This window comes from Serratia oryzae (assembly GCF_001976145.1).
GTDB classification, from domain to species: Bacteria; Pseudomonadota; Gammaproteobacteria; order Enterobacterales; family Enterobacteriaceae; genus Chania; species Chania oryzae.
The window spans coordinates 148699-166079 of record NZ_MOXD01000001.1; the positions used below are offsets into that span (position 1 = coordinate 148699).

General features: G+C 49.6%; 24 protein-coding genes. 13 read left to right on the top strand and 11 right to left on the bottom strand.

Annotation, left to right across the window (positions count from 1 at the left end):
* Positions 1-40 precede the first annotated feature (40 nt).
* Positions 41-640 (top strand): DUF6338 family protein, encoded by a 600-nt coding sequence (locus tag BMI79_RS24160; protein ID WP_076939916.1) that lies wholly within the window; start codon positions 41-43, stop codon positions 638-640.
* Between the two features lie 23 nt (positions 641-663).
* A complete protein-coding gene (locus BMI79_RS23735) occupies positions 664-831 on the top strand; it encodes a hypothetical protein (protein WP_158069101.1) in 168 nt (55 codons plus the stop codon).
* A gap of 43 nt (positions 832-874) precedes the next feature.
* Here the strand turns inward: BMI79_RS23735 and BMI79_RS00675 are convergent, their stop codons facing one another.
* Positions 875-1684, bottom strand: coding sequence for a phage antirepressor KilAC domain-containing protein (locus BMI79_RS00675; protein ID WP_341865646.1), 810 nt, complete (start codon positions 1682-1684; stop codon positions 875-877).
* Complete coding sequence (locus tag BMI79_RS23965; protein ID WP_167370509.1) at positions 1665-1841, bottom strand: hypothetical protein; 177 nt, start codon at positions 1839-1841, stop codon at positions 1665-1667. The genes BMI79_RS00675 and BMI79_RS23965 overlap by 20 nt, the downstream gene beginning before the upstream one ends.
* Positions 1842-1957: 116 nt before the next feature.
* Here BMI79_RS23965 and BMI79_RS00680 point away from each other — a divergent pair, with 116 nt between their 5' ends.
* Entirely contained in the window at positions 1958-2287 is a 330-nt protein-coding gene (locus BMI79_RS00680; protein ID WP_076939917.1) for an Arc family DNA-binding protein, read from the top strand.
* Here the strand turns inward: BMI79_RS00680 and BMI79_RS00685 are convergent.
* From BMI79_RS00685 to BMI79_RS00705, 4 genes are all read right to left on the bottom strand, one after another.
* Positions 2265-2432: an Arc family DNA-binding protein gene (locus BMI79_RS00685; protein WP_076939918.1), complete on the bottom strand. Its 168-nt coding sequence runs from the start codon at positions 2430-2432 to the stop codon at positions 2265-2267. The genes BMI79_RS00680 and BMI79_RS00685 overlap by 23 nt on opposite strands.
* Positions 2429-2698 carry a PDDEXK family nuclease gene (locus BMI79_RS00690; RefSeq protein WP_076939919.1) on the bottom strand — a complete coding sequence of 90 codons (270 nt, stop codon included), beginning with the start codon at positions 2696-2698 and terminating at the stop codon, positions 2429-2431. Before BMI79_RS00690 ends, BMI79_RS00685 begins: the two co-directional genes overlap by 4 nt.
* 251 nt (positions 2699-2949) lie before the next feature.
* Entirely contained in the window at positions 2950-3180 is a 231-nt protein-coding gene (locus tag BMI79_RS00700) for an ANR family transcriptional regulator (protein ID WP_076939921.1), read from the bottom strand.
* A 283-nt stretch (positions 3181-3463) separates the two neighbouring features.
* Positions 3464-5560, bottom strand: coding sequence for a DNA polymerase (locus BMI79_RS00705; protein WP_076939922.1), 2097 nt, complete (start codon positions 5558-5560; stop codon positions 3464-3466).
* A gap of 27 nt (positions 5561-5587) precedes the next feature.
* Here BMI79_RS00705 and BMI79_RS00710 point away from each other — a divergent pair, with 27 nt between their 5' ends.
* Positions 5588-6220 (top strand): hypothetical protein, encoded by a 633-nt coding sequence (locus BMI79_RS00710; RefSeq protein WP_076939923.1) that lies wholly within the window; start codon positions 5588-5590, stop codon positions 6218-6220.
* A gap of 52 nt (positions 6221-6272) precedes the next feature.
* On the opposite strand, the gene BMI79_RS00715 is transcribed toward BMI79_RS00710, so the two are convergent.
* From BMI79_RS00715 to BMI79_RS00725, 3 genes are read right to left on the bottom strand one after another with little or no spacing between them, the layout of a single operon-like run.
* Complete coding sequence (locus BMI79_RS00715; RefSeq protein ID WP_076939924.1) at positions 6273-6818, bottom strand: DUF2815 family protein; 546 nt, start codon at positions 6816-6818, stop codon at positions 6273-6275.
* An 11-nt stretch (positions 6819-6829) separates the two neighbouring features.
* On the bottom strand, positions 6830-8149 hold the full coding sequence (locus BMI79_RS00720; RefSeq protein WP_076939925.1) for a DUF2800 domain-containing protein: 1320 nt from the start codon (positions 8147-8149) through the stop codon (positions 6830-6832).
* A gap of 2 nt (positions 8150-8151) precedes the next feature.
* Positions 8152-9015 (bottom strand): hypothetical protein, encoded by an 864-nt coding sequence (locus tag BMI79_RS00725; protein ID WP_076939926.1) that lies wholly within the window; start codon positions 9013-9015, stop codon positions 8152-8154.
* A 345-nt stretch (positions 9016-9360) separates the two neighbouring features.
* Between BMI79_RS00725 and BMI79_RS00730 the strand changes: the two genes are divergently transcribed.
* Positions 9361-9894 (top strand): super-infection exclusion protein B, encoded by a 534-nt coding sequence (locus tag BMI79_RS00730; RefSeq protein WP_076939927.1) that lies wholly within the window; start codon positions 9361-9363, stop codon positions 9892-9894.
* Between the two features lie 46 nt (positions 9895-9940).
* On the opposite strand, the gene BMI79_RS00735 is transcribed toward BMI79_RS00730, so the two are convergent.
* Together BMI79_RS00735 and BMI79_RS00740 are read right to left on the bottom strand one after the other, a co-directional pair.
* Positions 9941-10597: a hypothetical protein gene (locus BMI79_RS00735; protein ID WP_076939928.1), complete on the bottom strand. Its 657-nt coding sequence runs from the start codon at positions 10595-10597 to the stop codon at positions 9941-9943.
* Between the two features lie 309 nt (positions 10598-10906).
* Entirely contained in the window at positions 10907-11566 is a 660-nt protein-coding gene (locus BMI79_RS00740) for a S24 family peptidase (protein ID WP_076939929.1), read from the bottom strand.
* A gap of 127 nt (positions 11567-11693) precedes the next feature.
* On the opposite strand from BMI79_RS00740, the gene BMI79_RS00745 reads away from it, so the two are divergent.
* The 8 genes from BMI79_RS00745 (at position 11694) to BMI79_RS00780 (ending at position 17374) form a co-directional block, all read left to right on the top strand.
* Positions 11694-11903, top strand: a complete 210-nt coding sequence (locus BMI79_RS00745; protein ID WP_076939930.1) for a helix-turn-helix transcriptional regulator — start codon at positions 11694-11696, stop codon at positions 11901-11903.
* 3 nt (positions 11904-11906) lie between these two features.
* Positions 11907-14165, top strand: coding sequence for a DUF5906 domain-containing protein (locus tag BMI79_RS00750; protein WP_076939931.1), 2259 nt, complete (start codon positions 11907-11909; stop codon positions 14163-14165).
* A gap of 281 nt (positions 14166-14446) precedes the next feature.
* Positions 14447-14776, top strand: coding sequence for a hypothetical protein (locus BMI79_RS00755; RefSeq protein ID WP_244157298.1), 330 nt, complete (start codon positions 14447-14449; stop codon positions 14774-14776).
* Between the two features lie 41 nt (positions 14777-14817).
* A complete protein-coding gene (locus BMI79_RS00760; protein WP_076939933.1) occupies positions 14818-15246 on the top strand; it encodes an antiterminator Q family protein in 429 nt (142 codons plus the stop codon).
* Positions 15247-15331: 85 nt separating this feature from the next.
* Positions 15332-15535, top strand: coding sequence for an ogr/Delta-like zinc finger family protein (locus BMI79_RS00765; protein WP_076939934.1), 204 nt, complete (start codon positions 15332-15334; stop codon positions 15533-15535).
* A 322-nt stretch (positions 15536-15857) separates the two neighbouring features.
* Entirely contained in the window at positions 15858-16538 is a 681-nt protein-coding gene (locus tag BMI79_RS00770; RefSeq protein ID WP_076939935.1) for a hypothetical protein, read from the top strand.
* A gap of 201 nt (positions 16539-16739) precedes the next feature.
* Positions 16740-16916, top strand: a complete 177-nt coding sequence (locus tag BMI79_RS00775) for a type II toxin-antitoxin system HicA family toxin (RefSeq protein ID WP_076940373.1) — start codon at positions 16740-16742, stop codon at positions 16914-16916.
* A gap of 50 nt (positions 16917-16966) precedes the next feature.
* A complete protein-coding gene (locus BMI79_RS00780) occupies positions 16967-17374 on the top strand; it encodes a type II toxin-antitoxin system HicB family antitoxin (RefSeq protein ID WP_076939936.1) in 408 nt (135 codons plus the stop codon).
* The last annotated feature ends 7 nt before the right edge of the window (positions 17375-17381 follow it).

Below are 17381 nucleotides of genomic sequence, written 5' to 3' on the forward strand. Positions count from 1 at the left end.
ATCCTTATTTACCATATGGATTTGTTCTTAGGGGAGTATTATGGAAATTTTGGATTTAAATAAAATTCTTATCTTCATGTTTTTTGTGATCCCCGGATTTATTAGTTTGAAAGTGTATGCGGTGTTAATACCTTCAGTTAATAAAACATCTTCAGAGCAAGTGATTGATGCAGTAGCTTATAGCTGCATTAATTATGCAGTCTGGGGATTGCCGTTTTTTTATTTCTATACAAACGGATATGTTGATAGCGAAAGTATAATATTTTATGTGTATGGCTTTTTCCTGCTTTTTGTCTTTCCTTCCGTAAATCCGGGATGCTTAATTTTACTAAGAAAATGGGATCTTGTTGCCAAAAGACTCCCACATCCAACGGGGAAACCATGGGACTATTTTTTTAGCTTAAGGCTTAATTGTTGGGTCGTTGTTACCTTGAATGATGGAAGTAAAATAGGTGGTGCATATCGTGGTGATGCTTTTGCCTCTAGTGCCCCTGAACCAGAACAAATTTATCTAAGTGAGCACTGGGTTGTAAATGGAGATGGTGGGTTTGAGCGTTCTCGGGAGGATACCCTGGGTATACTAATATTATCTTCAGATATCAGGACCGTTGAGTTTTTTAAAATGACACCAACGGCTTAAATTAAAAAATTAAGGAAAATGTTATGACTAATAAAATTAAAAATGTACGTAATGGCGGAAGTGATAATAATTTCGGGTATACCCCAGCTAAACCGAGTAGAACCGAGCCAGGAGGAATTGCAACAGGGGGATATAAGCCACCTTCATCTGATGCGACAACCCCTGTAGCCCCTCCGCCGAAGAAACCTTAATACAATCCCCCTTCCTAAGGTATTTATGGAAGGGGGATTTTTATTACACTACTAGCTCAGCTATTAACTGCGAAAGTTTGGTTAAACCTTTTGGCGTGACCAGAACCTGTTCGACAGTTTTTTCGGTACCATCACCGTGGGTGATTACGGTAACTTTATGCTCCAACAGGCCCGCCTGGATCTTGCTTTGGTACGCTAGCCAACTTTTGCCACCTGCTCGACGGTAAATCCAGCTATTGGCACTGAGGTAAGTGAAGAGGTCTTTTGGCCTGATTTGAAGATCCTTGGCTGCGTTTGAGATACAGGTACCTCCATCCGATTTTGCGATACGGTGTAGGGCGTCAACATCCGGTTTCATTTTCTGCACCTGATTTTCAAGGGTAAGCACTTTTTCGGTATACCCCAGCAACAGGCCGCGCATGGTTGCGGGGTCGTTAAGCGCGGTCATAGGGTCAACGGAGGGGGATAATACCTGCGCTTCTAACAGTTGCCAGCGGTCCACTAGGCGAGCGGTAAATATAGGGCAAAGTTGAGCAACCACTACATAGCTGTCGCGTTTGCAAACTTGATACATTGTAGATTGTTGTTTTTTCCCTAACCCATTGATTATTTCAGTATTCACCGTTGGTGGAAGCTGAATTACTCTTTTCTCCGCCAGGCGTTCTATGGTACGTTTAACGCTATCATGTCGCGCTTCGACCAGGTCGGCAATCTCACGGCTAGACATGGTGATGACAGTATCGGTGGGGTTTGCTAAGCTATACCCCGTTAAGTTCTCACTTAATTGCTGTTTGAACGCACTGGTAGCGCCAACTACCGGTGCGTTTTTCATTTCAAAGCTGTTCGTTTGCATTTGCTGCCTCCTGAGCGGCTTTTTGCGCAAAATCAATCAGTTCAAAAGCTAACTGGTTTCCTGTTTCCAAGGAGCTGAGAAGCTTCGCTGTCTCGAGAAAATCCGAAATAAAGTGAAAAATATCAACGTGATGTAACTGTGTGACCTTGATAGCCATGTTGCTAATCTCCTTACGCCTCACGGTGAGGACCATATAACTGTACTCACCGTGAGGCGTTGCTGTCAACCTCACCGTGAGGCATAATTTCTTAAGGCAACATCCAGGTGAGATTTATGAGCAGAGAAGATCCGCAGCTAAGAGTTCGAATCCCCGCGGGGCTAAAGGCCGATTTGGAGGAAAAAGCAAAGGAAAATATGCGGACTCTTACGGCAGAAATAGTTGATAGGCTTGAAACGACGTTAAATCAAGATGCTTTAGTTCAGGATAGTAACGGTTACAACGAATTTGTGTCTCTCTATGAGAATATGGCTGATGAGGCTACATACTGGAAAGAAAAGTATGAGCGTGAGTACGCATTAGATTATGCAGATGCAAACAAAGACGAGCTACGCTCCGCGGTAGAGCGGCTAAGGGAGGTTCTCAATCTTCCTCCAAAAAAGTGAGGCCATCATCCTCTAGACTTTTCAATAGCCGCCGGGTGATCTCAGCTGTCAGTGTTCTGTCGTTTTCCCTGGCTGCTTTCTCCAGAGCGTCTTTTAAACCCTGCGGGATGCGTACCCGTAGTTGTGGGTCATCACGTTTACTCACAATATCCCCTCCATATTTTTACTGTCGAGCACTACCACCGCAAAGCCCAAGGCCCGCAGCCGGTTGTGTTCGCGTAATTGATCTGGCCGTGGTGTTTCTCCTGGCGCTTTGCACTCAACGAAAACAGCACGACCACCGGGTAAAAGCACCAGACGATCGGGAACGCCACGGCGGCCGGGTGACGTGAATTTATACGCCGTGCCGCCCGCCGCTTTGACCTGTTTAACCAGATTGGCCTCGATCACTGATTCACGGATGTAGGCCATTATCTGCCGCCGTTTCTCTATCTATCTGCTCTATAAGCTGTAGGGCTACGGCAGCCACCTGTACCGCCTCCATTCTGAATCCCGCCGAAGCTGGACCACCGAACTCACGGTGTAGCGCCGCTTGAGCGAGTTCCCCGACTTCTTCCACCAAGATCGTTAGCCACAAAAAAGGGTGCTGATTTCGGTCAGCACCCCACTTATGATCTTGGGCGTCCATTTCAGCGACAACGCTCGTTATCGCAGTGGTGTTACTATGTGGTGAGTGCATGGCTTACCCCTTCTTTAAACTTTTCCCGCGCTATTTGGGCGATACAAAAGTCGGAGCGGTTTTCGCTCCACGCTTGGTTTTTGGTGTTGCGTGATAAGCGGCAGGCTTTTACCCACACCTTTGCAGCACGGCGGTAATCGCCTTCGCGCTCGATTTGGGCAGCCTCACGCGCAACCCGGAAATATAACGGGCTGTCATGGTTTTCAAATGCCATATGTGTTTACCTCATTAAACGCAGGTGCAGCGCCCGATCAAGGCCAGGCTAATTGGTGATGGGTCGTCGGGGTGAGTTATCAAATCGGCACGATATAGCTTTCCCCTGTACAGGACGTCGCATTCTCCACCCGCCCATGTACGATAGAGTTTGCCAGTTACGACACGGTGCCGAGTGGTGCGCCCGTTGCTGGTTGAGATTGAAAAGTCGCATTTGTCGCCAAGTGTTACCGGTTTAGGCGCGCCAGTGTATTTATTACAGGTTTTACACCTTTTCATTTAAATTAATCCTTTCTGTAATGGTAAGCCTCAAATCCGCCAGCGCTTAACGGCAGGTCTAAGGCCCATTTGGGGTTAGTTGCGAGTAGGGCGCTTAACGCATCGTGTGAATAGTCGTCGGTGTCTGGTGCTTCGGTGATCACTTCATCGTGAACCGTCAGAACGATGTCATAACCTGCGGCCTCAATGCATGGCATGTTACCGGCAAGGACATCACGGGCGGCGGCTTGTGTGACGTTCTCCACCAGTTTCCCGCCGTAAGTTTTCAAGCGCTGCCATTTACGTGAATACGGGTTGGTACCCATGTAACTTAAGTTGCTGCCCTCAATCCCTATACCGGGGTAACAGACGGCACGGCCAGAAGGCAAGGCGATACGCAGCCAACTACCATCACGACGCACCTTAAGCCGCTGGCATTGTAGGGTTACCTTTGGCGACGCTATCGCCCGGCGCACGGTGTCTTCCAAGTCATACCAGAACGGCACGGTAGCAACGTGAGCGTTGCGCCACATGCGCTTAAGCGAATCGCAGGTAATGAAAACCCTTTCGCTTAGGCCGTAGGTTTTCTTCTGCTGGACAGAAGCACGCCACCAACTTTGCGCCTCACGCTGGATAGATAGCGGAATGTTCGGTAGGGCGGCGTCGGCCAGCTTGTCAAGGTCGAGGCCATATGTCAGGGCGAAGGTGACGAACGCCGCCACCCCGCCGCCGTAGCCGAGGCCCAATTCCATCACCTTACCGATTTGCCGCTGGTCTTTTGTCACCTCATCTGGCGACATGTTGAAGGCGCGGGCGTAGGCCAACTTGTAGAGATCGGCCCCAGTACCGGCGTCGAAATCGCGGAACGCCTGCAGCTTCCATTCTTCCCCCGCCAGCCAGGCCAACACGCGCCCCTCGATGTTTGATAGGTCAGACACAACCAGCTTTTTACCCTTGGGTGCCATGATGCAACCGCGCAACGACGAGCTGACAACCTCCATTACGTTGGGGTAGAGTAAATCCGCACATCCGTTTTTGATGGCCTCGATTCCCCTGTCTATTTGTTCCTGTTGGTCCGGTTCGCCTTGAGCGAACGTTGGGCGCGGGAGGTTTTGAGGCTGGAAGAGGCGACCGGCCCAGCGGCCTGTACGTGACGCGCCGCAAAACTGCAACGTGCCGCGCAACCGGCCATCACTGCTTACCCCTTTGAGCAGTGTTTTGTACTTGCTGGTGCTGGTGGTACTGGACTGCAAACGGATCGCCAGCAGTTCTCGCAGTGCGCCAGGTAAATCAGGGTCGGCTATGCGGCGTTCAAGCGTGCTCTTTTGCATATCGGGTAAATCGACGCCGAACGCGCTGGCGATATGCCGTAGCATAGCGTCGCGCTGGGTTGCCGCCTGCACTCCATCGTTTGTCATGTCCTGCGTGCGCTTTGCCAGAATGGCTTGTTCTGCGTCAACGGTGCGTAATGCAGCCTCTGCGAGTTCAATGTCCATACACACGCCGCGATCGTTGATATGCTGGTCAAAGTGCCACAACGCGAGTTCACTGCCTTGGTAGTTCCAGCTCGGTAGTTTTTTGTCTACCGCCCGCATTGCTTCAATATCAAGACCGGCGTAAGCCACGAAACGCTGCCACTCTTCCGGGTGCGTTTTGCGGGTTGCCCGACGCAGTTTGTTGCCTTTGGGACGAGGTTTGCAAAAAAGCTGGATCAGCGCTTTGCCCTCCTTATCTTTTGCTTTGTCCTGCGAGATACTGAGCACTTCACATAGCGCCCCTAACGCACCTGGCAGACCGTGAGCCAGTGCTTTCACCATTGTATCGCGCCAGCGCTCAACACCGCCCGCAACTACGCCGGGTAGGTGGCGCTGTAGAGAGTGACGTAGCATAGTGCGGTCAAAATGGCTGTTGTGGGCGTAGATCAGGACATCTTCATCGCCCAACGCGGTAAGCAGTTGCGGGGGGAGTATGTTGCTTTCGGTGAAGTCGTGAACGTTGATGGGGGCGTCATCAATAGCCCACGCAATCAGCATTATCTCGATACCCTCCGCGTAGGCGTGGGTACCGTTTTTAATGGGTATTTCGCTGTAGGTTTCGAGGTCAAGCCAAAGTATATTAGGCATGTTATTTACCGTTTTAAAGGATGAAGAATGTACGAGGAATTATTAATAAAGGATGAGCTATGGAAAACCCTAGGCGCTATACTTCCGATTGTTGCGGCAATTTGGAAGGCGCTTCAATCAATTTTCCAATTTTTTAAAACCAGCAAAATAACACAACTAAATAATTATTATAAAGACTACGGTGAGCATCTATCGGATCATCAAAAACTATATATCTCAAGAGAATTACGTAAGAGAGTAATGAAACAGCTTACTGGCTTTAATAACTCAAGAGCTAGGCAACATCTTATCTTTATAATGGGTAGGCTAGATTTGAAATTACCTCAGTGGCGAATTAACCACTTATTGAGTTTTTTAAAATTCAATGGTGTTAGGTTTTATTTTGAAATTAATAGGCAATATAAACGCAGAGCTTTTTTAGCTCGGCTTACCTCGATTATTTATTTGGTTTATACAGCATTCTTGGTGTGGGCCTACTTTAAGTATGATGGGTTGGAAGTTAGTTTGATAGAGGCCGTTATCCTTGCACTGGCATGTGTGTTTTTTTCTATATTCTTAATGATTATCTACCCAACAAGAAAAAAAATAATGGCTATTAACGGACGTTTACTTACGCTTGATTGTTCAGACTACCGAAATAAGGATCCGCAGCAACCTTAGTATGGCGTTTTTTTTGTAGGAAAAGCACCCGGCGCGGGCCGGGTGGGAAGAGTTAGATCAATTCGGCGTCCGCGCCGTCGCTCACTTCGTCAAACTCGTCAACGCTGGCGATACCGCCACCGGCAAAGGCGTCGCCATCTTTGAAGAACTGGACGCCGCCGAGCGAAGCGCTGATCCCTTTGCCCTTGTTCTCGTAGGCGAAAATGGTGATCGTTGCGTTGACGTAGCAACCGGAGTAAGGGCGGCCATCTGCAGCGGTCAGCGGGGAGCGGTCGCGGTCAATGACAAGGGGGCGGGCCTTGTTGCTGGCGCGAATGTACATGCAACCCTCATAGCCATCGTATTCCGGTTTCTCAGCACCATCGCGGTAACCAAATTTCTGGTTATTGCCGCGGATAGAGGCGAGGATTGATTCGGCTTTCGCGCCCCACTTAGCTTTAGCCACCGAGAGGATCGCCGCTTCAATCTCTTTGTTGGCGGGGTGGTTCTTGGGGATTAAGAAGGTTGCGGAGAATTTGAAATCACCTTCACCGTCAAACTGCTTTGCTTCGAACAGCTCAGGGAAGGCCAAACGGACGTTAGCTAATTTAATTTTCATGGGGCATTTCCTTAGATAAGAGACTCTGCATCCGCGTCGATAGCGTCTACATCTTCAAAATCGTTTACAGGGTTGATAGTGATTGCCGGGCGCGGATCGCTTTCCGGCGCTACGGTGTTTTTGCCATCCGGGCGGGTGATTATTTTCTCTAGCTTTGCCCACTGGCGCGGGTTTGCTTTCTTCAACAGCTTTTCAGCAGGGGCGGGGCCTATCAGTTTGAACGAGTAGCACTGTTCTTTCTTAAGGCGGAACGACTTAAACAAGGCTTCGGCTTCTTCCTCACTGCTCCATGCCCGGTTGCCTTGCTTGCCTTCGACCAGCTTGTATCCCGGTACGCGGTGACCGGCGTTCAACTCGGCATCTACTCGGGCGCGTAAGGCTTTGCAAAAGCCCTCGATAGCGTCGGCCTGTCCGTAAAGGTCTGCCAGTTGCTCGGGGGTGAGTACGTTAATACGCTGCGGGGAATCATCCAACTGGGGGGCCAGCGGCTGCGTGAGGTCAACAAAATCACCCGCAACAGTATCAAGGTGTTTCTGCGCCTGAGCAGCACACCGACCGCCAGCCGCCTTACACCAGCGACATTGTTTCTCGCCAGGTGTAAACACGTCTGCCGGTAATGTTTCGACGCCTTCACACTCTGCAATTGCGGCAGTGGTGATGGCGGCGGCGGCGGCCTCTTTGGCGCGTTCGCCAAACGCTCGCAGATCCTCAACGCTGATAACCCACTCAGAGCAATGGTTAAGCCGTGGCTGGTGAATGAACAAACGCACGCGAACGAAGTCATACAAGAGGCTGAACTGATCGAGGGCGCCCAGGGCATAGAGCTGTAGCTGTTCGTTTTTCTCTGCGTCCACTTTGACGCCGCGGCCAAATTTCAAATCGTGGATCTGCAGTTCGGTACCGGCAAAGATAACGGCGTCGGCTGTACCGAATTGCTCCGGTACCCCTATCACATCCGAGAAATCGACACGTTGCTCGACCAGCAATGTGTTACCTTCCGCCAGATTCCACACCGTATCGACATAGATCTGAACGTTTTCCGCCATCTCTTCTGTGACTTGCGGCCCCGCGTCTGCGCATTCACCTCCGCCCGCCAGCGGGTAGGTACCAATGTAATCGGCGGCTTGCTGGCCGCCTTTCATCGGTTTACCCGCGAGTGTCGGATCCAGGCGATTACGCAGAACACATTCACCAATGGCGTGGGCGGCGGTGCCTTCGATAGCGAATTCAGAACCGCTATCCTCAATACCCGCCTCCAGCGCCAGGCTACCCGCACACCTTAGCCAACGGTGGGCGGAGGATGGTGATAATCGAGCATGTTGGTCTGGCATGGTTAACCCTCCAACGCTTTCTCAGCGGCTGCAATTACCGCCGGGAGGTCTTCGGGTTTAACCGCACCCAGGCGGGTCGCGCCGAAGTCGGCCAGGATCTTCACGGCTTCACTGCGGTAGCCGCCTTTGGCCAGCGTCAGGATCAGTTGTTCGGCCTCAGCAAAGAGCGCTTTAGGGTCAACATCCGGCGTTTCTGCTTTCTGCTTGGTGGTGCCTTTCGGCTTAACGGGTTTGATCTTGGCGCGGTCTTCTTTTGGTGTATCGAGCAACAGTTCGGCATAGGTGCGGCGTTCGGCGATACCCGGTAGCGCATTCCAATGTTCAAACATCTGTAGCGCGAGGTCGAATACCCCTTCACCGTGTAGCTTAGCGGCACGCGGAACGCCCTTGAGTGCCATCGTCAGCGCGTCGATCTGCGCGTCACGTTCTTTGCCGTCTTCGGTTTCCGTGATGGCAATCGCTTCGGTGATCATTTCCTCGTTAAAGGCACGACCTTTCTCACCAAACAGGTAGGCAAGCGCCACAGCAACTGGCAACGGTTGGCTTTCGAGCGTTACTGGCTTGAACGTGGCTTTACTTGCCTCTTCTTGTAGCTGCAGGTATTCCACCTTTGTTGTTTCTACCGCGCCGCGGTCAAGGATGAACTGTAGTTCTTCTACGGTGTCCGCAACCCCTTGAACTCCCTGCGCGATGTCTTTCCAGTAGAACGGCCCCTTACGGGGTTTGGTCGCCTCTCTGTCGGCGGTTGGGGTGTCCGCTTTGGGTTGGTGTGGTGTGTCGGCGGTGAAGGTCTTGCCACCGGCAAGCGCCGCGATCAACTGCCGCATTACTTCGGTGTTTTCTTTCAGTGCTAATTCCAGACTCATATTTACCTCGCTACAAGGAGAATGAAAGTTGTCAATAAAAGCAGCGCTGCGGGAAAAAGCAGGCCACGGGTTTTTGGGGTGTGGAAATCCGCACCGGTCAGTCGGTACCGGTGTTGTTGCTGTTTAAGGGAATTCATGTGAGTTACTCCTTTCCTATTGGGGAGTGCACCCGCCGCCGTTAGCTGGATGCGCTTTCAGATAGAAAAAAGCCCCAGCGGAGTGGGGCAAGGGAGAACTGCATAGTTTTATTGTTATGGGTGTTAATCTGTCAGGCGCCCGCCATACCCCTACAGCGAGATTCTGTGGTAGCATTTTGTTACCCCTACAGTTTTGTGAGTGATAAAAATGCCCGAATGGATTTCAGCATGGGTTGCCAAAATATTTGGCAGCGAGCCAGTGGTGAAGGTCATGTACGTATTAATCGTCTGGATCGGGTTAGTGCTTTTGTCACCGGAGAGCGCTACAAATGCGGTAGAGGATAAAGTCAAAATCCCCTATATAAGTTTGCTTATCATTTTCGCTATTGCCTTTGCCATAGTCGATGCTGCACAACGGGCGTTGACTGCGTGCCGTTCGTGTTTGGCAAAACGCGCTGAAGCTGCGGAACAAAAAACTCAGGCGGAGAAAGAGCATAGTGCTCTTATGTCTATGATCGAAAAACTGGACGAAGCAGAAAAAGCGGTGCTTAAGCCCTTCGTTATGGAAGGTTGCAATACATTCTGGCTCGATCTTGACGATGTAGCTGTCACTAGCCTTTCTCAACAGCGGATACTCTGTTCTTCTCACCGTCGTCGTATTGTTGACCGAAAAACCCAAATAGCTTATCGCATTGACGATGAGTACCGTGACGTTGTCGATGAGTATTTCAAAGACTCATAGTAAAAAGCTCGTTAAAATCCTACAGCCGAAATTAACAGTGGTTCTGTCACTTGAAAGCGGCGACTGAGTAGCACCCGTACTTCATGTCATTGGTTGACAGCGCTCCGCCATAGCTTTTGGCGCAATCGACGTTGATATGTGAAACATGGCAGCCGATATAAAAACGTCCATAGGACTCTGCGCGCTTGGTAGCGCCTGAAACGACCTTACCTAAAACAGTCTTTTTCGCTGCTTCCTGGCGGGTGTTAATTACCAGCGCCTCAGTGTGCGCCATGCTAATCGCTGCATACCGATCTGCTGCTGTCAGAGTAGTGAATGCTTCTTGGGGCAACCAACCCGCACGGTTGTAGCAACAATTGAAAGAATCGTTAACTTCCAGCGCTTCTGCGTGAGCATCATCGGCATCCAGAACGCGAGTAAGTGCGGCATTAAATTCGCGAGTCTGCTGCTCAACGGTACGCGGGGCGTAAGGGTTAGGTTCACAGTAATCGTCCAGCAGCTCGGCGCAACGTTCCAGGTCGGCGATGATTTGTGACTTGCGGGTGTAACCAGTGGTCGGGAAATCATATACACCGGTGAAGCCTGCTTGTTTAACACATTCATTCCAGTTGGTGATTATTGATGCAATAGTACGTTTTGAAGTGTTGGCTGCTTCGCTACGTGCGGTATTGGCTAAATCATTTGCATTTTGCTTGGTAGTCATAGCGTTACCCCTTTTTAGTGGTCTTGCCAAAGCCCTCGCGTGTTGCAAGGGCAGCGGTAAGTTCACTGCGTTATCTGTTACATGATCTTTTCCTCTTGGTTGAGAAAGAGCGGGTCCAGTCGGTCACCCTCGGAGGATGGCTGTTCGGTGATTGCATCGCTCACCAAGGGGCGTCTACCAATTTTGAATTTTCATAAATTCAATAATGGATTTATAACCAAGCATGAATACGTTGTCAATTCAATTTTGAATTTATACATGTAAAAAATTACCGCTTAGGTTTGGCGGCAACTTTAAACCCTTTGGAAGTTAGTACGTTCCGTGTAATGAAGCCTTTGCTATACCGGCTACGTACTGTATGCGTTCGACGTCCCCAACGGGGAATTTTAGAGGGGGGTGTTCTTCGTTTACTGACATGACCAACACGACGCCATCGCGTTCGTAAAGGAAGGTCTTAATCATGACTTGTTCGTCTTTGGTTACTAGGAGGATTTCATCGCCGGGGAGGTACCCGTGATTTGGTTCAATGACAACGTACTCGCCGTCTTTAATGCGGGGCTTCATTGAATCGCCAGTACAACGGAGTGCGAAGGCTTCGGGGTCCGCTGAAGGCCAATGTATAAACCCGTCGCCGTTATCAAGTGGTACCCAATGCCCTTCGCTACCAAGCTGGGCGCTACCCATTACAGGGATGCGCGTAAAGGATACGTTTTCAGGATCCCCCATAACGTTATTTTCAGACACCACACGCAGATCTTTCTCTACCAATTCAGACACTGTGATTTTGAAGTAATCCGCTACGCGTTTGAGTAGCGTGTATTTCGGGTCTTGGTTTTCCCCTGACATCAACCGATGAAAGGTTGGTTGCGGTACTCGGATCAACTTTGCTAGGTCGGCAACCGTGGCGATGTTGTTCTTCTGCATAAGGTGATTGATGTTTGAAATGGCCCGATCTGTTGTGTGGTGCATGGCTATGCCTTTGGCTGGTGTAAGTTATGGCCGATTATTCTATATTGAATATTCTACACTGGCATTGAATTCAAATCTGAATTAGGATTAAATCCATAGTTGAATTTAACGCAGTGAGGAAACCACCATGCAGCAAGTAACCTCTAGAGATATTGTGCAGTCTCTTATTGATTCCGGGCTTACCCAGCTTGATATCCGCCGCGAAACGGGGATTAGTCAGGCGTCCATTAGCCGCATTTTAACGGGCAAGCTTGCCGATCCGCGGGTGTCTGTAGCCCAGGCACTTCGTGACCTTCATGACAAAGTAAAAGGCAACTCGTCCTCAGAAAAGGCGTAACTCATGACCCCACAAGAACGCTGGGGGGCGACGCTCGAAGAATGGTTCCACTTCGACCTGATCCTTGGGCGGGGTGGTGAGCTGCGGCCTGTTGTGTGCAATCCATCCGCGAGCATTTCCCCTTTAAGTAGAATGAAAAAGCTTGGCAAGACGCCGAGTATCTATAACAGCAAGCGCTTGGTTGCCGGGATCAGCGATTGGGCGCAGCAGCCCCCCGCGAGTGACGCTGACCTTGAGAAGTGGATGCGGGAGCCTGATTACGGGATCTGCGTTCGTACCGGTCGCGGTTGGTTTGGTATTGATTGCGACGTGCGAAGCGCTGAATACCAGCTTGTGATCCGTGATCTGGCGATTAAACACTTTGGCGAATTGCCTCCGCGTCGGTACCGGGAGAACAGCAACAAGTGCCTGTACCTAATAGCCGTCGAAGGTGATTACCGTAAGCGCGTTCACAAGCTGGAAGAAGAGGGCGAACTTGTCGAATTTTTAGCCGAAGGCCAGCAGTTTGTTGCTGCAGGCGTGCATGAGTCTGGCGTTCGTATTCAGTGGGATGGTGGTTTACCCGCCGATCCGCTTCCTGTTACCCCTGAACAGCTTGAGGCGTTTTGGTCTGCGTTGGCCGATATGCTCCCCGTTGTTTCCTCTCATGAGGCGGGGGCAGGGCGTCTGCGTGACCGCAGTGTAAGCACGCCCGGCGCCACGGATGAAATAGCCGACTACCTGGATGCCAACGGCTGGACGTTGGATTTTGGCGCCAGCGGTGAGCGTTACATCCGCTGTCCGTTTGAAGACGGCCACAGCTCGGCGACCGATACCACATCAACGGTGTATTTCCCTGCCAGCACCGCCGGGTTTGAACTGGGGCATTTTAAATGCCTTCACGCCAGTTGCGCCCATCGTAACGACGGCGATTTCCTTAATATTATTGGCTTTCGTGATGGTGATTTTGAGGATCTGGCCGCGGTAGAGGAAAAGATCCAGGGCTTTACCGATATCGATACTGACATGACCAGCCATTTTTTAGAGCGGTTTATCTATGTGGTCGATGGCGACAAGGTGTGTGACTTATCCCGGCCGCCTTACAACTGCATGATGGAAATGAAAGCGTTTAAAAACCTCATGGCGCCGTACCAGTTCCCCGCGATAGGTAAGGGCAACCCGACACCGGCTACAAAGGTTTGGATAGAGCGACCGACCAAAAAAGTTGCGGAGGCTACCGGGTACCAACCGGGTGAGGGGCGGCTTATTGAGCGCTCAGACGGCCGTTATGAGATCAACGAGTTCTATCTACCTGAGCACGCTAAAACGGCTGATACCAGTAAGGTTGCCACGTTCCTTAACCATATGGCCTACCTGGTGCCTGATGAGTGGCAGCGCGAATTTTTCATAGCGCGGCTTGCCTGGATGGTTCAGCGCCCGGAGCGTCGTTGCCCGATCTCTATCCTGCACGTTGCCAGCGCCCACGGTACTGGTAGGGGGTGGGTTAGCCAAATGATGGAGAAAGTGTTGGGGGCGTGGAATTGCGCCCGTACACGCATGAAAATCCTGTGTGATAACCAGTTTCACGATTATCTCTACCACACCTTGCTATGTACCATTGATGAGGTGAGGGAGAACGACAAGCGGTATGAGGTCAACGACAAGATCCGCGATGTGCTGACGGAGCCACGGTTTGAGGTAAACCGGAAATACGGTAAGAAAATGACGATCGATATCTTCACGGGTTTCCTGTTCTACACCAACCACTTTGACGCGCTGGCATTACCCCCTGAAGATCGCCGTATCGCCGTGTTGGGTGGCCCTGACGAAGCCGCAGACGAGAGCCACTATAACCAGCTATACGGCGCGCTAAATGACGCTGATTTCATCGCTCAAGTGTACTGGTACCTGATGGGTATTGATATTAATCGCTTCAATTGGCAGCGTGCGCCGCTTACAAAAGAGCGTGAGCTGATGATAGAGAGCAATAAGAGTGATGTTGAGGTCGCGGTGTTAGCCGTATTGGAAAACCCACCGGTACCGGCAATGACTTACCAGCAAATCGTTAATGAAATAATTAAAGAAGTTGGGATAGATGCAGAAATTAACCAAAAACATATTACACGTATCCTGAAAGAACAAACAAAAAGACCGGCGACCGAATTGGTAAAAGTTAACGGGATCGGATATCGCTTCTGGATACTTGTAAAAAACAGCAAGTTCAGCAACGACGAATTACGCGCAATTTTTGAAACGTGCGAAAAATTGCAGAATGCCATCTGAAAAGGTAACAGATAGGTAACAGATAAAAGGGTATCTGTTACCTGATTAAAAATCTAATAAAACAAAGGGTTAGAAGTAAAAGGTAACAGGTAACAGTTGATTAAACCTATACATACGTGCGAGAGGGTATTTGATGTATATTACACATGCGCATACGTATATAGGGTGATAGTAACTGTTACCTGTTACCTAAAGTAAGCTAAAGCCTTATAGCACAAGGGCCGAGGCAGGGTAACAGATACCCTTTTATCTGTTACCTATCTGTTACCTCGGCAATTAACTTGAAGAAAATTACAAATAATGGCTTGGGAGAAGGAAATATGTCCCTGATTTTTAGGCAGTGTATGCCTTACGGCATTCGGCGCAAGGAAGACGGCTCTTGGGAAGTTTTCAATAGGGATTATAACCCCTTGGGGGATTCGTTTTTCTTTAAGCGGAGCCTGACACAAGCAACGATTAATGCACTGGCTCCGCCACCAATTACACAAAAAGACGGTTCTGTTTGGTTGTACATCGATACACAGCACCCCATGGATTCGGCAGCGAACTGGGAGGCTTATTCCGGGAGGCTTAAGCGGTTAGCAAGTTTGAAAATGAAAGACGAGCGGTAAATTTTTACAAACGCTGTTGAAAAATGTTGAGGTCAATTGCTATGCGCAGAAATATGCAGGAAGTTTTAGAACGGTGGGGGCGGTGGGCGGCGAGCGAAGAGTATTGTTCGTTGGTCGATTGGCCCGCGCTGTCGGTCACCCCCTACGGCACGCCAGAACCAAAACGGAGTAAACCAGGTTGCTCGGACGAGGACGGGGCGGCCATTGACGCCTGTGTGGCGCATATGGGTATGATGCGTGGTGCAGATGACCTACTGATCCTCGGCCAGCGCTTCATAGGCGGGCACTCGTTGCGCCATATCGCAGACGCAACAGGTGAGAATGTTCACGGTGTGCGAACGTCACTAGCGGCATCAGAGGCGTTTCTAGAGGGGTGCTTGGCGATGCTGGGGATCCGGCTTGATATGGATCCCGAGGTGCTGGAATCTGAACCTGTTGTGTGCGCACAAAAACATGTGCTATGCTTCTAACGTCTAAAATTGTATATGCAATTTGACCCCATCCAAGAGCCTCGCCATCGTGCGGGGCTTTTTGCGTTTGTAGGAGGCTGAAAGCATGATGCATTGCCCCTCGTGCGGTAAGGCCGCACACACGCGGTCTAGCCGCTACCTGAGCGCCACGACCAAAGAGCGCTACCACAAATGCCAGGACGCTAAATGCGGTTGCTCGTTTGCGACCCATGAAACCGTCGATCGGCTTATTGTCAGACCACAGCTCGTTAACCCACAAAACATGCCAGAACAGGCGTTCCAGCGATAAAATAGGCTATGCAAAAAGCACCCTGTTTTATGCACGGTTTATGCAGTCCGATTTACGCTAAACGGGAAAGAAGATCGCCAGAAATAAGGCGTTCACCTGGTCAGCGGGATGAGTGCTGTTTCGGCGGTGCGGGTAACGACCATTATGTTAAAAAGTCCCCAAAATCACCAATTTTTCGCTCGTTTGGGAGCGGTTATAGAATGATGTGAAATCATCGAATAGTAACTATTGCATTTGAAATAATTATTGTAACCTGCTGTTAATTGACAAGATTAAATGAGAAGAGTTTAATGCCTGCTCTGAAATTTTTTTGGAGAGGGAAATGAAAACTTTCTGGGTAGGTGTGACAGTAACAGGTGTGTATTTTTTATTACTCGGTATCACCGTAGCTTCATTGAAATTGAATGTAATGACATCATGGAACGAGCTAGGTGATTTTTTGGCGGGAGTTTTTTCTCCGGTGGCTTTCCTCTGGCTCGTTTTGGGGTATTTACAGCAGCAGAAAGAATTACAACAAAACACTAGAGCTCTGGAGTTGCAAGCTGTTGAGTTAAAAAACTCGGTTGATCAATATCGTGATATGGTTTCAGTAGCGAGAGATCAACTTAAAATGGATCAGGAAAGTATAAATACTGCTAAGTTCGAAAAGGAGAATCAATATAAGCCAAGAATAAAGATCCCATCAGTGGAACCCGGAACTATCACTGGGGGGGATACTTATTCATATCGCGGCGTATTGGAGTCGGCTGGTGAGGAAGCGATGAAGGTATTAGTAATGACTGAACCACCTTTTGCGCCATTTCATGGATTTAACGCTCACTCACTAAAAAGCGGAAGATATAACTTGGGGGATTCACAATATATTCAGGCTAATTCACTCCCAAATCAGATTATTGTAACAATCCAATATGAGAGCAAGCTTGGAATTGCTTACGTGGATAAGTACACATACATTTTAGCTGAAAAAGGTAAGTACTCATTAATAGATGATGAGCGTATATAATTTATATAAATATAATATGTTTATCCATTAAAAACCGCTTACGAATGATTCGCTAGTGGTTTGACATATGCAGTTGGTCCCAACTATGACGGCCCCCTGAAACCTAAAAACATGAAATAAACAAAAATGTTTAGATTGCCTCTTGCTTGCGTAAACAAAAATGTTTATAATAATTTCAAGTTAAACAAACAGGAGGAGGAAGTGAAGCAACGCGAGTTCCAGCGTTGGCTTGCAGCACAAGGGGCGGAGTTTTCAAACGGTAGTAACCACTTGAAAATCTACCTCAACGGCAAGCAGACGATAATGCCAAGGCATCCGGGGAAGGAAATACCGGAGCCGCTGAGAAAAGCAATTCTTAAGCAACTTGGCCTTAAATAATAAACCAGCCTTCCGGGGCTGGTTACTCGCGAAGGTTCACTTAGTCAAGTATGCGATATCCCGTAAAATTTGAGCATGACGAAACCGGGTGGTGTGTATCGTTCCCGGACATCCCGGAAGCATTAACGGGCGGAGATACCAAGGAAGATGCGCTATCGTTGGCGCAAGACGCCCTGGTAACGGCGTTTGATTTTTACTTTGAAGATCGGCGACCTGTACCGATGCCAAGCGCTAACGGCGAAGAGTTTATCAATGTGCCAGCCAGCGTGGCGGCCAAGGTGCTGTTGCTTAACGCCATGATCGCCACCGGCACAACACCGGCAGAACTGGCCCGCCGCATGGGGACGCGACCGCAGGAAGTTAACCGCATCGTGACCCTTAACCATGCGACCAAAATCGATACGATCGAGGCTGCACTTAAGGCGCTGGGCAAGCGACTAGAAATAACCGCACTTTAACCATTAT

What these genes read in the sequence shown, in the direction of transcription:
- BMI79_RS00765 (WP_076939934.1), top strand. Translation starts at nt 15,332, where the DNA reads ATGATGCATTGCCCCTCGTGCGGTAAGGCCGCACACACGCGGTCTAGC.
- BMI79_RS00740 (WP_076939929.1), bottom strand. Translation starts at nt 11,566, where the DNA reads ATGCACCACACAACAGATCGGGCCATTTCAAACATCAATCACCTTATG.
- BMI79_RS00780 (WP_076939936.1), top strand. Translation starts at nt 16,967, where the DNA reads ATGCGATATCCCGTAAAATTTGAGCATGACGAAACCGGGTGGTGTGTA.
- BMI79_RS23735 (WP_158069101.1), top strand. Translation starts at nt 664, where the DNA reads ATGACTAATAAAATTAAAAATGTACGTAATGGCGGAAGTGATAATAAT.
- BMI79_RS23965 (WP_167370509.1), bottom strand. Translation starts at nt 1,841, where the DNA reads ATGGCTATCAAGGTCACACAGTTACATCACGTTGATATTTTTCACTTT.
- BMI79_RS00735 (WP_076939928.1), bottom strand. Translation starts at nt 10,597, where the DNA reads ATGACTACCAAGCAAAATGCAAATGATTTAGCCAATACCGCACGTAGC.
- BMI79_RS00725 (WP_076939926.1), bottom strand. Translation starts at nt 9,015, where the DNA reads ATGAGTCTGGAATTAGCACTGAAAGAAAACACCGAAGTAATGCGGCAG.
- BMI79_RS00715 (WP_076939924.1), bottom strand. Translation starts at nt 6,818, where the DNA reads ATGAAAATTAAATTAGCTAACGTCCGTTTGGCCTTCCCTGAGCTGTTC.
- BMI79_RS00730 (WP_076939927.1), top strand. Translation starts at nt 9,361, where the DNA reads ATGCCCGAATGGATTTCAGCATGGGTTGCCAAAATATTTGGCAGCGAG.
- BMI79_RS00770 (WP_076939935.1), top strand. Translation starts at nt 15,858, where the DNA reads ATGAAAACTTTCTGGGTAGGTGTGACAGTAACAGGTGTGTATTTTTTA.
- BMI79_RS00745 (WP_076939930.1), top strand. Translation starts at nt 11,694, where the DNA reads ATGCAGCAAGTAACCTCTAGAGATATTGTGCAGTCTCTTATTGATTCC.
- BMI79_RS00680 (WP_076939917.1), top strand. Translation starts at nt 1,958, where the DNA reads ATGAGCAGAGAAGATCCGCAGCTAAGAGTTCGAATCCCCGCGGGGCTA.
- BMI79_RS00690 (WP_076939919.1), bottom strand. Translation starts at nt 2,698, where the DNA reads ATGGCCTACATCCGTGAATCAGTGATCGAGGCCAATCTGGTTAAACAG.
- BMI79_RS00675 (WP_341865646.1), bottom strand. Translation starts at nt 1,684, where the DNA reads ATGCAAACGAACAGCTTTGAAATGAAAAACGCACCGGTAGTTGGCGCT.
- BMI79_RS00700 (WP_076939921.1), bottom strand. Translation starts at nt 3,180, where the DNA reads ATGGCATTTGAAAACCATGACAGCCCGTTATATTTCCGGGTTGCGCGT.
- BMI79_RS24160 (WP_076939916.1), top strand. Translation starts at nt 41, where the DNA reads ATGGAAATTTTGGATTTAAATAAAATTCTTATCTTCATGTTTTTTGTG.
- BMI79_RS00720 (WP_076939925.1), bottom strand. Translation starts at nt 8,149, where the DNA reads ATGCCAGACCAACATGCTCGATTATCACCATCCTCCGCCCACCGTTGG.
- BMI79_RS00760 (WP_076939933.1), top strand. Translation starts at nt 14,818, where the DNA reads ATGCGCAGAAATATGCAGGAAGTTTTAGAACGGTGGGGGCGGTGGGCG.
- BMI79_RS00710 (WP_076939923.1), top strand. Translation starts at nt 5,588, where the DNA reads ATGTACGAGGAATTATTAATAAAGGATGAGCTATGGAAAACCCTAGGC.
- BMI79_RS00750 (WP_076939931.1), top strand. Translation starts at nt 11,907, where the DNA reads ATGACCCCACAAGAACGCTGGGGGGCGACGCTCGAAGAATGGTTCCAC.
- BMI79_RS00705 (WP_076939922.1), bottom strand. Translation starts at nt 5,560, where the DNA reads ATGCCTAATATACTTTGGCTTGACCTCGAAACCTACAGCGAAATACCC.